Consider the following 13,447-nt stretch of genomic DNA (forward strand, 5'->3'; position numbering starts at 1 on the left):
CCTCTCGTGTGGTCTAGGTCTCTGCCCAAGGATTAAGGCGCGTGCCTCGATTCTTTGTGGAGTCCCTACGAATGGGCGAATGATTCTTTGCCTGTGCCCTGGCCCTTGTCCGTGGGTTTACCCGTTAGTAGCGTTCGCCCTGACATTCGTACTACTGGTAACAGACTGCTGGGAACTGTGGGGTGGGCGCCGTGGCGCGCAGACTGGTGGCCCTCGTGGCCGCGCTCGTGCTCTTCCTGGAGGCCGCCGGGATAGTGGTCATCAACGGCATCATGGCCACCTTCGTGGACAAGCAGAGCATGTCACTCGACGGTATGGATCCGGGTGCCATGGCGACCGCCACCTGGGTGATGGGCGGAGTCCTCGGCCTCTATCTCGCCGTGTGCGGACTGCTGTTGCTGCTCGTCGCCATCCGGGATCGTGCGCCGGGCCGCGTCGCACGTGTCCTGCTGATCGTCTGCGCGGTCATGCACGGCGTGATCGGTGCGGTGACCGTGGGCCTGGTCGGCTGGGACGCCTTCGCGTTCCTGATGGTGGTGCTGGGGCTGATCGTGCTGGCGCTGGTGGTCTACGGGCCGGGGGACCAGGGCGCCCCGGAGGAACCCGCGGACGCCGCACCGACCGGCACGCCGGAGGGCCCGGCGCCCGTTCCTGGCGGCGCGACTCCCGCCTGAGGCCGTTCGAGAACTCCCGCCCGGCTCGCGGCGTCTGGCACGCACACTCGCTGTGTTGTCGAATCGTCCGAGTACGCCCCGTACGAGGACGGCCTCCCCCTGCCTCCGGCGGGGGAACCCCCACCGCCTTGCGATGGCACGCACCGGACGCCGCGAGCCCCGCCCTTCGGGCGGACGACGCCAGTTCTCCAACACGGCCTGGGCCGGCCCGGACCCGGACCCTGGTGCCGCGATCGGCGTTCAGACGTCTGCGTCCTGCCCGGGCGCTCAGACCCAGAGGTCCGTGATCCCGATCCCGAGCTCGCCGAGCAGCCGTCGCAGCAGCGGCAGCGACAGCCCGATGACGTTGCCGTAGTCGCCCTCGATGGAGTCCACGAACGCCGACGAGCGGCCGTCCAGGGTGAACGCGCCGGCGACCCGGAGAGGTTCGCCGCTGGCCACGTACGCGGCGATCTCCGCGTCCGTCGGGTCGCCGAAGTTCACCGTGGTGGACGCGGTCGCCGAAGCGCGCTGCCCGGTGGCGTTGTCGATCACGCAGTGCCCGGTGCGCAGGACGCCCGCCCGGCCGCGCATGGCCTTCCAGCGGGCGGTGGCCTCCTCCGCGTCGGCCGGCTTGCCCAGCGCCTCGCCGTCCAGGTCGAGCACCGAGTCACAGCCGATGACCAGTGACCCGGCCGCCTCCGCCCGGTCCGCCACGGCGGCGGCCTTCGCCTCCGCGAGCACCAGTGCCAGCTCGGCGGGGCTCGGCGCGGTCAGGGCATCCTCGTCGACCCCGCTGACGATCACCTCGGGGCTGAGGCCGGCGTCGCGGAGCAGCCCGAGACGGGCGGGGGACGCGGAGGCGAGTACGAGACGGCGGCGCTGCTGATCGGTCATGCGGGTCATCGTAGGGGGCCGGGCGTGTCGCGGTCCCGGGAACGGAGCCCGGGGGACGGAACCCGGGGGAGCGGGTCCGGGGCGCTCAGCGCAGGCCCACGATGATCATGCCGATGATCATCACGAGGGCCAGCAGCACGCCCGCCCTGCGCAACATCACCTCCATGTCGCGCAGCTCCTGGGGCGGTTCGTCCTTCGGATCTGACCAGAGCATGGCTCCATGGTGCGGCCCAGACGGCCCCGGCGCCTGAGTACGCGTACTCAAGCGCCGGAAAACCAGGTCCTGTCGTCCGGTTCAGGGCAGCGCGGGCATGCCCCGGTGCCTGGACCATTCCGGCGCCAGAACCGACATCACCGTCGCGTCGACCCGCTCCCCTTCCCAGAGCAGCGCGTCACGCAGCACGCCCTCGGCGACGAACCCGACCTTCTCGTAGGCGCGGCGCGCGCGGGGGTTGAACGCGTAGACCTCGAGTGAGACACGGTGCAGTCCCAGCTTCTCGAAGCCGTGGCCGACGATCAGCCGGGTCGCCTCCGTTCCCAGGCCCTGCCCGTACGTGCCGGGCACGAGGCAGATGCGGAAGTTGCAGCTCTCGTTGCCCGGGTCCCACACGTTGAGCACCACCTCGCCCACGACATGCCCGGTCGCCCGGTCGACCACGGCGAGGTCCAGTCGGTCGTCCTGGTCGCCGCGGGTGGCGTACCACTCGCGCAGCCGTGCCTCGTCGGGTGCGTCGCCGCCGCCGGCATGGTTGCCGGTCAGCCGGGACGCCTCCGGGTCATGGAACATCGGCAGCAGCGCGGGCACGTCGTCCGCCGTGACCGGGCGGAGCAGCACCCGCGGCCCGCTCAGCGTGGGCTTGCTGCGGAAGTCGGGCCTGGCGGGGGCAGGGACAGGGTCGGTCATGGACGCATTGTGTCCGGCCGACCCGTCCAGCGTCCCTCGGTTTTCCGACGGGGGCTCAGGCGGGCGCTCAGGCAGGCCAGAACGTGCGTGTCCACGCCCGCGGGCCCGGCTGGCGTGCCCGTGCCCGGGCGATCCTGGCCGGGTCCGACCATTCCTCGGGCACCGTCGGCGCGCCGGACGCGGCCGAGGCCGTCGCCGCGGCGCGCGCCTGGACCACCGCCAGTGCGGCGGCCAGCTCCTCGGGGGTGGGGTTGCCCCGTACGACCCTGATCACAGCGGCTCCTTTCCGGCCAGTCCTAGAGGGGGATGTTGCCGTGCTTCTTCGGAGGAAGGCTTTCCCGCTTCGTCCGGAGCTGACGCAGCCCCCGCACGACCTGTGCACGTGTGTCGGACGGCATGATCACCGCGTCGATGTAGCCGCGCTCGGCCGCGGTGTACGGGTTGAGCAGGGTGTCCTCGTAGTCCTGGATCAGCTCGGCGCGCACCTGCTCCACCTCATCGCCCGCCGCGGCGATCGTGCGGCGGTGCAGGATGTTCACCGCGCCCTGCGCGCCCATGACGGCGATCTGCGCGGTCGGCCAGGCCAGGTTCAGGTCGGCGCCCAGGTGCTTCGAGCCCATGACGTCGTATGCGCCGCCGAAGGCCTTCCGCGTGATCACGGTGATCAGCGGGACGGTCGCCTCCGCGTAGGCGTAGATCAGCTTGGCGCCGCGCCGGATGATGCCGTTGTACTCCTGGTCGACACCCGGCAGGAAGCCGGGCACGTCCACGAAGGTCAGCACCGGGATGTTGAACGCGTCGCAGGTGCGCACGAACCGGGCGGCCTTCTCGCTCGCGTCGATGTTGAGGCAGCCCGCGAACTGCATCGGCTGGTTGGCGACGATGCCGACCGGGAAGCCCTCGACCCGGCCGAAGCCGGTGACGATGTTCGGCGCGAACATCGCCTGGGTCTCGAGGAACTCACCGTCGTCCAGGACGTGCTCGATGACGGTGTGGATGTCGTACGGCTGGTTGGCGCTGTCCGGGATCAGCGTGTCCAGCTCGCGGTCCTCGTCGGTGAGGTCGAGCAGTGCCTCCTCCGGGAAGGCCGGGGGCTCGGACAGGTTGTTCGACGGCAGGTAGGAAAGGAGGGACTTGACGTACTCGATCGCCTCCTTCTCGTCGCCGGACATGTGGTGCGCCACACCGGAGGTGGTGTTGTGGGTACGGGCGCCGCCCAGCTCCTCGAAGCCGACGTCCTCGCCGGTGACCGTCTTGATGACGTCGGGGCCGGTGATGAACATGTGCGAGGTCTGGTCCACCATCACCGTGAAGTCGGTGATGGCCGGGGAGTACACCGCGCCGCCCGCGCAGGGGCCGACGACCAGTGAGATCTGCGGGATCACACCGGAGGCGTGGGTGTTGCGGCGGAAGATCTCGCCGTACATGCCGAGGGCCATGACGCCCTCCTGGATCCGGGCGCCGCCGGAGTCGTTGATGCCGACCACCGGGCAGCCGGTCTTCAGCGCGAAGTCCATCACCTTGACGATCTTCTGGCCGTACACCTCGCCCAGCGCGCCGCCGAAGACCGTGAAGTCCTGCGAGAACACGGCCACCGGACGCCCGTCCACCGTGCCGTAGCCGGTGACCACGCCGTCTCCGTACGGACGGGTCCGCTCCAGGCCGAAGTTGGTGGAACGGTGACGGGCGAGCTCGTCCAGCTCCACGAACGAGCCCTCGTCGAGGAGCAGTTCGATCCGCTCACGGGCCGTCAGCTTGCCCTTGGCGTGCTGCTTCTCGACGGCACGCGCGGAACCCGCATGGGTCGCCTCGTGGACGCGGCGCTGGAAGTCCGCGAGCTTGCCAGCGGTGGTGTGGATGTCGATCTCTTGAGGCTCTGCCGGCTCGGACATCGCGCTGCGGCTCCCTGGCTGGTCACGGGGGTACGGGGAAGAAAGGTAGGGGGTGAGGTAGGGGTAAGGGGATCGGCTACTGGCTCGTAGCGTATCGGCGTGGATACGGCGGCGCAGTGCGGCGTTTGCCACACCGCGCTGAGCTTGCGCAAGTGACGGGATGCGTCTTCGCGGGGGCCGTGTGTGACGCGCGGCGGGGCTCCCTCCGGTCGTCACGCCGTACCCCCCTGTTCGCATTCCCGGACCGAAAGGGGCCAAGCTGTGCGACATGACGCCTCCCGCAGCATCCGAAGGCCGCTGGTCCGATCTCGACCGGCCCCCGCTCAACGCGACAGCGCTGCGCCGCGCCCTTCTGCGTCCCGGTGGGCTGTGGACCTCCCTCGACATCGTCGAGTCGACCGGATCCACCAATACCGATCTGTCCGCCCGGGCCACGGGGCTCGCGGAGGGCGCGGTGCTGGTCGCCGAGGAGCAGACCGCGGGCCGTGGCCGCCTCGACCGGAGCTGGACCGCCCCCGCGCGCTCCGGGCTCTTCCTCTCCGTACTGCTCAGGCCGGACGTTCCCGTGGCCCGCTGGGGTTGGCTGCCGCTGCTCACCGGTGTCGCCGCCGCGACGGGTCTGGCGAGGGCCGCGGGCGCGGACTTCGCCCTCAAGTGGCCGAACGACCTGCTGGTGAAGGTCGGCGGCGAGGAGCGCAAGACGGGCGGCATCCTCGCCGAGCGGGTCGGCAACGACGGTGTCGTCATCGGCATGGGCATCAATGTCACGCTGCGTGAGGACGAGCTGCCCGTGCCGGGCGCGGGCTCCCTCGCCCTCGCCGACGCGATCTCGACGGACCGCGACACCCTGCTGCGGGCACTGCTGCGTTCGCTGGAGGACTGGTACGGGAAGTGGCGTGCGTTCAACGGCGACCCGCACCTCTCACGGATCCAGGAGGCCTACGCCGCGGGCTGCTCGACCCTCGGTCTGCGGGTCCGGGTCGAACTGCCCGGCGACCGCACCCTCATCGGCGAGGCCGTCGCCATAGACGGGGACGGACGTCTGGTCGTGACCACTCCGGACGGCAAGGATCACCCCATCGGAGCCGGTGACATCGTGCACCTGCGTCCGGGCGGCTGACCCAGGTGCGCCACCCGGACGTGAGCTAGGGCACACCTGCCGTATCGTTGAGGCGCGCCGGTGGGTTCGCGAGGTACGCGGACCGGCACGGCATGACAGATCGGCAGGGCAGTGCGCAGGGAACGGGCAGGAGGCGGCCGGTGACCGTCGACGACACGACTTCCGGTTCCGGCGCGGGCGCCACCGGGTCCTCCGGTGGATCCGGGTCGTCCGGTTCTGGTGGATCCGGCAGTTCGTCGGGCGGGTCCGGTGGTTCGTCGGGCGGGCGCAAGCAGCAGTCGTCGGACTCGGTCTACCCCACCCCCCACCACGAGGTCGACCACACGGCGGAGCCGACCAAGGACCCCCTCGCCATTCGGCTGGAACAGCTGATCCTCGGCGCGGACCGCCGTTACACCCCCTTCCAGGCCGCCAGGACCGCAGGCGTGTCCATGGACCTCGCCTCCCGTTTCTGGCGGGCCATGGGATTCGCCGACATCGGGCAGGCCAAGGCCCTCACCGAAGCCGACGTACTCGCCTTGCGTCGACTGGCCGGTCTGGTCGAGGCGGGACTGCTGAGCGAACCCATGGCGGTGCAGGTGGCCCGGTCCACCGGACAGACCACGGCGCGGCTCGCGGAGTGGCAGATCGACTCGTTCCTCGAAGGCCTGACCGAGCCCCCCGAGCCCGGCATGACCCGCACCGAGGTCACGTACCCCCTGGTCGAGCTGCTGCTGCCGGAGCTGGAGGAGTTCCTCGTCTACGTATGGCGGCGCCAGCTCGCCGCCGCGACCGGCCGGGTCGTCCAGGCCGCCGACGACGAGGAGATGGTGGACCGCAGGCTCGCCGTCGGTTTCGCGGACCTCGTGGGCTTCACCCGGCTGACCCGGCGCCTGGAGGAGGAGGAGCTCGGTGAGCTCGTGGAGTCCTTCGAGACCACCTGCGCGGATCTGGTGGCCGCGCACGGCGGACGGCTGATCAAGACCCTCGGCGACGAGGTGCTCTTCGCCGCGGACGACGCGGGCACAGCGGCGGAGATCGCCATGCGGCTGGTCGAGACGATGGCCCACGACGAGACGATGCCCGCGCTGCGGGTCGGTATCGCGTTCGGGACGGTCACCACACGGATGGGCGACGTGTTCGGTACGACCGTGAACCTGGCGAGCAGACTCACCTCGATAGCACCGAGGGACGCCGTCCTGGTGGACGGGGCGTTCGCCGAGGAACTGTCGCGCACCGGCGACGCGCCGGTCTCGGAGGCCCAGGCCGCCGAAGAAGCGGCCATGGCCGAGAAGGAAGGCACGGAAGGCACCAAGGGCGACGGCGCGGCGCCCCCGCCGAAGTACCGCTTCGCCATGCAGCCGATGTGGCAGCGGCCGGTCCGTGGACTGGGCGTCGTGGAACCCTGGCTGCTGACGAGGCGGCCCTAGGCCCTGCCCGGGCGAACTTCCCGGCCCTCGGCGCCGACTGCGGCGCTCCCCCTGGCTTCGCCGGGTGGCCCCGGAGGGCCTGGGGAGACCCCACCCCCTCGGCTCCGGAGGGCCTGGGGAGGTTCCACGCATCCGACGCCGCGGGCTGATCCTCAAAGATCGCCCGGACAGGACCCGGACGCTGCCCGGCCGGGCTCCCTGGCTCGTGGCGACAGTCGTCACAGCCATGGCGTGGGCCTTCCCGGGCTGCCTCCCCAGACCCCGGCCGGGTGGACCTCCCCTGAAGCCCCGGCCCGGAGAGACTCACGCTGCGTCGTGGGAGTCATCCGGTACGCCCGGCGTGACGGCGATCTCTCCCCGCCTGGCGGGGGCGCCCCACCGCCGGGCGACGCTTCTCCCTGCCCGCAAGGGCCGGGCGGCCTCGTGCGGTCCGGCGCCGCGGGCTGCCCCTCCAAAACCGCCCGGACAGGGCCTAGTATCACCTCCCGGTGAACCATCGTTAACACCGCCGGGAGGCTTGATCATGTCCGAGCAGCGCTTCGGGGAGTTCGTCGTCGTACGCCGCCACGAGGGCGGCCATGTCGCGGAGCTGGTGCTCGACCGGCCCAAGGCGATGAACGCGGTCTCCACCGACATGGCGCGCTCGATCGGCGCGGCCTGTGAGGCGCTCGCGGCGGACTCCTCGGTGCGGGTGACCGTGCTGACCTCGTCGAACGACCGGGCCTTCTGTGTGGGCGCCGATCTCAAGGAGCGCAACTCCTTCACCGACGCCGAGCTCGTACGGCAGCGGCCGACCGCGCGCGCGGCCTACACGGGTGTGCTGGAGCTCCCGATGCCGACCGTCGCCGCCGTGCGCGGCTTCGCACTGGGCGGGGGCTTCGAGCTGGCCCTCTCCTGCGATGTCATCGTGGCCGACCACACCGCCGTCGTGGGGCTGCCCGAGGTGTCGGTGGGTGTGATCCCCGGCGGTGGCGGCACGCAGCTGCTGCCGCGCCGGGTGGGTGCCGCGCGGGCGGCGGAGCTGGTGTTCACCGCGCGGCGCGTGGAGGCCGTCGAGGCCCGGGAGTTGGGCCTCGTGGATGAACTGACCGAGCCGGACGGTGAGGCCCGTACCACCGCGCTGGAGCTTGCCGCGCGGATCGCGGCGAACTCGCCGGTCGGCCTGCGTGCGGCCAAGCGGGCGATGCGGCTCGGGCACGGCCTGGACCTGCGGGCCGGGCTCGAGGTCGAGGACGCCGCATGGCGCTCGGTGGCGTTCTCCGGGGACCGCGCGGAGGGCGTCGCGGCGTTCAACGAGAAGCGCAAGCCCCAGTGGCCGGGAGAGTGACCCGAGAGAGGGTGAAATCACCCCTGATGTCCGAAGGACCCTAAGCTGGGGTGATGGGTGAGGACGTGCGGCTGCGGGCCGTGGTGGCACTCGCGCAGTCGATGGCCGGCGCGCACACTCCGCGTGAGTCATGGCGGGCGGCGGCCATGGGGGCGTGCGAGGCGCTGGACGGCAGTTTCGCCGCGCTGTCGGTCTGGGAGCGGGATCTGGGCCGGCTCAAGGTGCTGGTCAACGCGGGGGACCGGGCGCCGGACGAGGAGGAGTTCCCGGACGGCGAGACCTACCCCGTGCACCGCTTCCCGGAGATCACCGAGTTTCTGCACGAGCAGTGGGCCGGGGGCGGCGCCCCGCGGGCCTGGGTCGAGACGGCGGAGGGCTCCACGGCCGACGAGTCGGGAGAACACGGTTACAGCCACCACCGCGTCGACGCGCTGCGCCGGCGCGGGCGGGGCTGCTGTGTGGTCGCGCCGATCGTGCTGCACGGGCGGGCCTGGGGTGAGCTGTATGTGGCCAGGGCGGCGGAGCGGCCGGTGTTCGGCAGGGACGACGCCGACTTCGCGACCGTACTGGCCTCCGTGGTGGCGGCCGGGATCGCTCAGCAGGAGCGCCTCGAGGAGGTGCGCCGCCTCGCCTTCACGGACCCGCTGACCGGGCTGGCGAACCGGCGGGCCGTGGACGTGCGCCTGGACGCGGCGATCGAGCAGTACCGGGTGGACCGGTCCGTGGTCTCGCTGGTCGTCTGCGATCTGAACGGCCTCAAGAAGGTCAACGACACACTCGGCCATGCCACGGGGGACCGGCTGCTCGAACGGTTCGGCTCGGTGCTGTCGCTGTGCGGGGCGATGCTGCCGGGCGCGCTGGCCGCGCGGCTGGGCGGCGATGAGTTCTGTCTGCTGACGGTGGGCCATTCGGCGGACGACGTGGTGAAGGTGGCCGAGGAACTCTGCCAGCGGGCCGGTGAGTTGAAGCTCGGTGAGGGCGTGGCGTGCGGGGTCGCGTCGACCGGCGACTCTATCGGCCCGGTCCGCTCGGCCCGCCGCCTCTTCCGCCTCGCGGACGCTGCCCAGTACCGGGCGAAGGCGGCCCGTTCGCCCGGTCCGGTGGTGGCAGGCCGTGATGACACGGTGCTCCCGCTCGCCGACACGCCCCCGGCCACCTCCCAGGACCGGCGCCGCTTCCGTGACGCACCCCCGTAGGGATCGCCCCCGCATCCCTCCAGGAACGGGTGGTGACAGAGACAGATTCAGTCCGTAGGGTGCTGAATATGGATATGCACACTGTCGCGGTGGGGACGTCCGGGACCACCGTCGAGGATGTCATCGCCGTCGCCCGCGGAAACGCGCGCGTCGAGCTCACCGACGACGCGCGCACCGCACTCGCCGCCGCCCGCCAGGTCGTCGACGCGCTGGCCGCGAAGCCCGAGCCGGTCTACGGGGTGTCCACCGGCTTCGGCGCGCTCGCCACCCGGCACATCGGCCATGACCTGCGCACCCAGCTCCAGCGCAACATCGTGCGGTCGCACGCCGCGGGCATGGGCCCAAGCGTCGAGCGCGAGGTCGTACGGGCGCTGATGTTCCTGCGGCTGAAGACCGTGGCGTCCGGCCACACCGGCGTGCGCCCCGAGGTCGCCCAGACCATGGCCGACGTGCTCAACGCGGGGATCACCCCCGTCGTCCACGAGTACGGCTCCCTCGGCTGCTCCGGCGACCTCGCCCCGCTGTCGCACTGCGCGCTGGCCCTGATGGGCGAGGGCGACGCGGAGGGCCCCGACGGCACCGTACGCCCCGCGGGAGAGCTGCTCGCCGCGCACGGCATCAAGCCCGTCGAGCTGCACGAGAAGGAGGGCCTCGCCCTCCTCAACGGCACCGACGGCATGCTCGGCATGCTGATCATGGCCCTCGCCGATCTGAAGCGGCTCTACACCTCCGCCGACATCACCGCGGCGCTCAGCCTCGAAGCGCTCCTCGGCACCGCGAGGGTCCTCGCACCCGAGCTGCACGCCATCCGCCCCCACCCGGGCCAGGCAGCAGCCGCCGCCAACATGCGCGCCGTGCTGGACGGTTCCGAACTCACCGGCCACTTCCAGGAGGAAGAGGCCCCCCGTGTCCAGGACGCCTACTCGGTGCGCTGCGCCCCGCAGGTCGCCGGAGCGGGCCGGGACACCCTCGCGCACGCCCAGCTCGTCGCCGAGCGCGAACTCGCCGCCGCCGTCGACAATCCCGTCGTCCTGGTGGATGGCTCCGGGGAAGGCAGGGTCGAGTCCAACGGCAACTTCCACGGCGCGCCCGTGGCGTACGTCCTCGACTTCCTCGCCATCGCCGCCGCCGACCTCGGCTCCATCGCCGAGCGCCGCACCGACCGGCTCCTCGACAAGAACCGCTCCCACGGCCTGCCGCCCTTCCTCGCCGACGACGCCGGTGTCGACTCGGGCCTGATGATCGCCCAGTACACCCAGGCCGCCCTGGTCAGCGAGATGAAGCGGCTCGCCGTACCGGCGTCCGCCGACTCGATCCCGTCCTCCGCGATGCAGGAGGACCATGTGTCGATGGGCTGGTCCGCGGCCCGCAAGCTGCGCACCACCGTCGACAACCTCACCCGGATCATCGCCATAGAGCTGTACGCCTCGACCCGCGCGATCGAGCTGCGCCGCAGCCTGAGCCCCGCTCCCGCCTCACGCGCGGCGATCGCGGCCCTGCGGTCCGCCGGTGTCGAGGGCCCCGGCCCCGACCGCTTCCTCGCGCCCGAACTGGCCGCCACGGAGGCGTTCGTACGCGACGGCGGGCTCGTGGCCGCCGTCGAGCCGGTGACGGGGCCGCTGGCCTGACGCCGGCCGCACGCTCAGGCGCCCGGGTACGGACCGTACCCGGGCGCCTCAGTCATCCGGTCCGGGGCCGGACCAGGGCCCGGCGCCGGAGCACGTCAGAAGGCGCGCGCTCCGCGGCGCATGGCGAAGGACACGAACCCGGCGCCGATACCGACGAAAGCGGTACCCCCGACGAGATACGGGGTGGTGTCCACGGTGCCCGTGTCGGCGAGGCGCAGCGGCGTGCCGCCGCCCTGGCCCTGCGCCACCAGGCCGGAAGGCCCGTCTTCCGGCCCGGAAGCGGAAGCTCCGGACTGCGTCCCGGCTGTCTTCGGACTCTCGTCCTCCGCCGTCGCGTTCGCCGAGGGGACGAACCACAGCGCACAGAGCAGGGTCCCGGCCGCAGTGGCGGTCAGCAGCGGGCGGCGAGCGACGGACACGTGAAGATTCCCCTTGCGACAGCGGCGAATTGGCCGCGTACGGTGGTGCTGCCGCGATGCTAATGAATGCAGCGGGTCGCAGGAAAGTGCTGGCGGCCCCGGGCCTTACGCTCCGTCGTATGACCACTTCTGAGACTTCACGCTATGTGCGGCTGCATGTCGAATTGGTACTGGAGGTCGCGGAACCGGAAGCGCTGGCCTCCGCTGCCCTCGAGCGCGTCGATGCGGACGAGCACATGCAGGACGACGAGCGCACCCACGCACGCTCCGCGGTGCGGGAGGACTCCGCGGAGGCTCTCGCCTATCTTGTGGACCCCTTCGACCTCGTCAGCGACGTCCCGGGAGTCGATCTCGCCCAGGCCTCCTGGAGCTGCGAGCAGGTCGACTACGACCCCGATGCGGAGGGGGAGGAGTGGGACCTCGATGATGAGGACGATGAGGAAGCCGAAGGTACTGAAGGTGCTGAAGGCCACGAGCACGCGTGACCGGCGGTAGTGCTGGGCAGGAGTGAGGCCGGGCCCCCTCCCGGTGGCCCCTTGCGGGCACCCGGGGAGGGGGCTGTTGCGAAACCGGAACACCCGGCCGCAACCGCCTCGGCGCGGCTTGCGTCGATGAGTGGTGTTGCCCACATCTTTCGTCAGATGTGGAACCGGACGGCCCTTTCTGGGTCTTCTTGAATGCGTTGGACAGAGAATCGGCGACGATGGAGAAGCGTGTGATGACGGACAGCAAGCGGCGCAGGGCTCTCGCGGCCGCGTCCGTGGTGCTCGGCAGTGTTCTGGTGCTCACCGGATGCAGCAGCAGTGCCGACAAGGCCGCCGCCGATGGCTCGAAGAACTCACAGGACCAGGTCGACGCCGAGGCGGCCAAGGACACGTCCGACGCTCGAATAGTCATCTCGCCGAAGAACGGCGCGAACAACGCGAGTATCAACAAGGGCACCAAGGTCACCGTCAGTGACGGCACGCTCACCAAGGTCGCCATGACCACGGCGGAGGGCAAGGCCGTGGAGGGCACCCTGGCCTCCGACGGCAAGAGCTGGCAGCCCAACGGGCAGCTGGAGCGGGCGACCACCTACAAGATCGCGGCCACCGCCAAGGACTCCGAGGGCCGTGAGGCCCACGAGAACGCCTCCTTCACCACGGTCTCGCCCGACAACAGCTTCATCGGGAACTTCACGCCCGAGGACGGTTCCACCGTCGGTGTCGGCATGCCGGTCTCGATCAACTTCAACAAGGCGATCACGGACCGCAAGGCCGTCCAGTCCGGTATCACCGTCACCTCCAGCAGCGGTCAGGAGATCGTCGGCCACTGGTTCAACTCCCAGCGGCTCGACTTCCGCCCCGACCAGTACTGGCAGGCTGGTTCCACCGTCTCCATGAAGCTGAACCTCGACGGCGTCGAGGGTGCCGAGGGTGTGTACGGCGTCCAGCAGAAGACGGTCACCTTCAAGATCGGCCGTAACCAGGTCTCCACCGTCGACGCCTCCTCCAAGACGATGACGGTCACCCGGGACGGCAAGACGATCAAGACGATCCCGATCTCCGCCGGTTCGCCCGAGAACCCGACCTACAACGGCCAGATGGTGATCTCCGAGAAGTTCAAGGAGACCCGGATGAACGGTGCCACCGTCGGCTTCACGGACGACGACGGCAAGGGCGAGTACGACATCAAGGACGTCCCGCACGCCATGCGGCTGTCCTCGTCCGGCACGTTCGTGCACGGAAACTACTGGGGCGACGACAGCGTCTTCGGCAGCGTCAACACCAGCCACGGCTGCGTCGGTCTGAACGACGTCAAGGGCGCGGGCGACTCTGACCAGCCCGCCGCCTGGTTCTTCGACAACTCGATCGTCGGCGATGTCGTGGTCGTGAAGAACTCCAAGGACAAGACGATCCAGCCGGACAACGGCTTCAACGGCTGGAACATGGGCTGGGCCGACTGGAAGGCGGGCTCGGCGGTCTGAGCCGCCGCTGCCGCCACCGACAGCGCAGAACGGCCG

The 13,447-nt window shown here is 70.8% G+C and carries 14 protein-coding genes; 8 read left to right on the forward strand and 6 right to left on the reverse strand.

Translation table 11 applies throughout. From position 1 onward, the window contains the following. The first annotated feature begins 182 nt into the window (after positions 1-182). A complete protein-coding gene (locus ACFV6V_RS28905; protein ID WP_385570713.1) occupies positions 183-674 on the forward strand; it encodes a hypothetical protein in 492 nt (163 codons plus the stop codon). Positions 675-941: 267 nt separating this feature from the next. Here the strand turns inward: ACFV6V_RS28905 and ACFV6V_RS28910 are convergent, their stop codons facing one another. The 5 genes from ACFV6V_RS28910 to ACFV6V_RS28930 form a co-directional block, all read right to left on the reverse strand. Beyond that, positions 942-1,559, reverse strand: coding sequence for a nucleoside triphosphate pyrophosphatase (locus ACFV6V_RS28910; RefSeq protein WP_385570714.1), 618 nt, complete (start codon positions 1,557-1,559; stop codon positions 942-944). A 76-nt stretch (positions 1,560-1,635) separates the two neighbouring features. Then, the gene (gene mmpB, locus ACFV6V_RS28915; RefSeq protein ID WP_361280337.1) at positions 1,636-1,764 is read right to left on the reverse strand and encodes a morphogenic membrane protein MmpB; all 129 of its coding nucleotides are present in this window, start codon (positions 1,762-1,764) and stop codon (positions 1,636-1,638) included. Positions 1,765-1,845: 81 nt separating this feature from the next. Beyond that, positions 1,846-2,454, reverse strand: a complete 609-nt coding sequence (locus tag ACFV6V_RS28920) for a GNAT family N-acetyltransferase (RefSeq protein WP_385570716.1) — start codon at positions 2,452-2,454, stop codon at positions 1,846-1,848. Positions 2,455-2,521: 67 nt separating this feature from the next. Then, a complete protein-coding gene (locus ACFV6V_RS28925; protein ID WP_385570717.1) occupies positions 2,522-2,728 on the reverse strand; it encodes an acyl-CoA carboxylase epsilon subunit in 207 nt (68 codons plus the stop codon). A 22-nt stretch (positions 2,729-2,750) separates the two neighbouring features. Then, on the reverse strand, positions 2,751-4,346 hold the full coding sequence (locus ACFV6V_RS28930; RefSeq protein WP_385570719.1) for an acyl-CoA carboxylase subunit beta: 1,596 nt from the start codon (positions 4,344-4,346) through the stop codon (positions 2,751-2,753). 268 nt (positions 4,347-4,614) lie between these two features. On the opposite strand from ACFV6V_RS28930, the gene ACFV6V_RS28935 reads away from it, so the two are divergent. The 5 genes from ACFV6V_RS28935 to hutH all read left to right on the forward strand — a co-directional run bounded on the left by ACFV6V_RS28935 (position 4,615) and on the right by hutH (position 11,026). After that, complete coding sequence (locus ACFV6V_RS28935; protein WP_385570721.1) at positions 4,615-5,466, forward strand: biotin--[acetyl-CoA-carboxylase] ligase; 852 nt, start codon at positions 4,615-4,617, stop codon at positions 5,464-5,466. Positions 5,467-5,606: 140 nt separating this feature from the next. Next, positions 5,607-6,875, forward strand: a complete 1,269-nt coding sequence (locus ACFV6V_RS28940; protein ID WP_385570722.1) for an adenylate/guanylate cyclase domain-containing protein — start codon at positions 5,607-5,609, stop codon at positions 6,873-6,875. 523 nt (positions 6,876-7,398) lie between these two features. Next, the gene (locus ACFV6V_RS28945) at positions 7,399-8,202 is read left to right on the forward strand and encodes an enoyl-CoA hydratase/isomerase family protein (RefSeq protein WP_385570724.1); all 804 of its coding nucleotides are present in this window, start codon (positions 7,399-7,401) and stop codon (positions 8,200-8,202) included. A 53-nt stretch (positions 8,203-8,255) separates the two neighbouring features. Further along, complete coding sequence (locus ACFV6V_RS28950; protein ID WP_385570726.1) at positions 8,256-9,398, forward strand: diguanylate cyclase domain-containing protein; 1,143 nt, start codon at positions 8,256-8,258, stop codon at positions 9,396-9,398. 74 nt (positions 9,399-9,472) lie between these two features. Continuing rightward, positions 9,473-11,026, forward strand: a complete 1,554-nt coding sequence (gene hutH / locus ACFV6V_RS28955; RefSeq protein WP_385570738.1) for a histidine ammonia-lyase — start codon at positions 9,473-9,475, stop codon at positions 11,024-11,026. Between the two features lie 95 nt (positions 11,027-11,121). Here hutH and ACFV6V_RS28960 read toward each other — a convergent pair whose 3' ends face one another. Further along, positions 11,122-11,445, reverse strand: coding sequence for a hypothetical protein (locus tag ACFV6V_RS28960; RefSeq protein WP_385570728.1), 324 nt, complete (start codon positions 11,443-11,445; stop codon positions 11,122-11,124). Positions 11,446-11,564: 119 nt separating this feature from the next. On the opposite strand from ACFV6V_RS28960, the gene ACFV6V_RS28965 reads away from it, so the two are divergent. Both ACFV6V_RS28965 and ACFV6V_RS28970 read left to right on the forward strand, forming a co-directional pair. After that, positions 11,565-11,930: a hypothetical protein gene (locus ACFV6V_RS28965; protein WP_385570729.1), complete on the forward strand. Its 366-nt coding sequence runs from the start codon at positions 11,565-11,567 to the stop codon at positions 11,928-11,930. Between the two features lie 218 nt (positions 11,931-12,148). Continuing rightward, complete coding sequence (locus tag ACFV6V_RS28970; protein ID WP_385570731.1) at positions 12,149-13,411, forward strand: Ig-like domain-containing protein; 1,263 nt, start codon at positions 12,149-12,151, stop codon at positions 13,409-13,411. Positions 13,412-13,447 lie beyond the last annotated feature (36 nt).

It is taken from the genome of Streptomyces sp. NPDC059828, from assembly GCF_042731955.1.
Classification (GTDB): domain Bacteria; phylum Actinomycetota; class Actinomycetes; order Streptomycetales; family Streptomycetaceae; genus Streptomyces.

Excerpts from the sequence above, each read along its gene's own strand:
- ACFV6V_RS28910 (WP_385570714.1), bottom strand. The coding sequence starts at position 1,559 with ATGACCCGCATGACCGATCAGCAGCGCCGCCGTCTCGTACTCGCCTCC.
- mmpB (WP_361280337.1), bottom strand. The coding sequence starts at position 1,764 with ATGCTCTGGTCAGATCCGAAGGACGAACCGCCCCAGGAGCTGCGCGAC.
- ACFV6V_RS28920 (WP_385570716.1), bottom strand. The coding sequence starts at position 2,454 with ATGACCGACCCTGTCCCTGCCCCCGCCAGGCCCGACTTCCGCAGCAAG.
- ACFV6V_RS28930 (WP_385570719.1), bottom strand. The coding sequence starts at position 4,346 with ATGTCCGAGCCGGCAGAGCCTCAAGAGATCGACATCCACACCACCGCT.
- ACFV6V_RS28935 (WP_385570721.1), top strand. The coding sequence starts at position 4,615 with ATGACGCCTCCCGCAGCATCCGAAGGCCGCTGGTCCGATCTCGACCGG.
- ACFV6V_RS28945 (WP_385570724.1), top strand. The coding sequence starts at position 7,399 with ATGTCCGAGCAGCGCTTCGGGGAGTTCGTCGTCGTACGCCGCCACGAG.
- ACFV6V_RS28950 (WP_385570726.1), top strand. The coding sequence starts at position 8,256 with ATGGGTGAGGACGTGCGGCTGCGGGCCGTGGTGGCACTCGCGCAGTCG.
- hutH (WP_385570738.1), top strand. The coding sequence starts at position 9,473 with ATGCACACTGTCGCGGTGGGGACGTCCGGGACCACCGTCGAGGATGTC.
- ACFV6V_RS28965 (WP_385570729.1), top strand. The coding sequence starts at position 11,565 with ATGACCACTTCTGAGACTTCACGCTATGTGCGGCTGCATGTCGAATTG.
- ACFV6V_RS28970 (WP_385570731.1), top strand. The coding sequence starts at position 12,149 with ATGGAGAAGCGTGTGATGACGGACAGCAAGCGGCGCAGGGCTCTCGCG.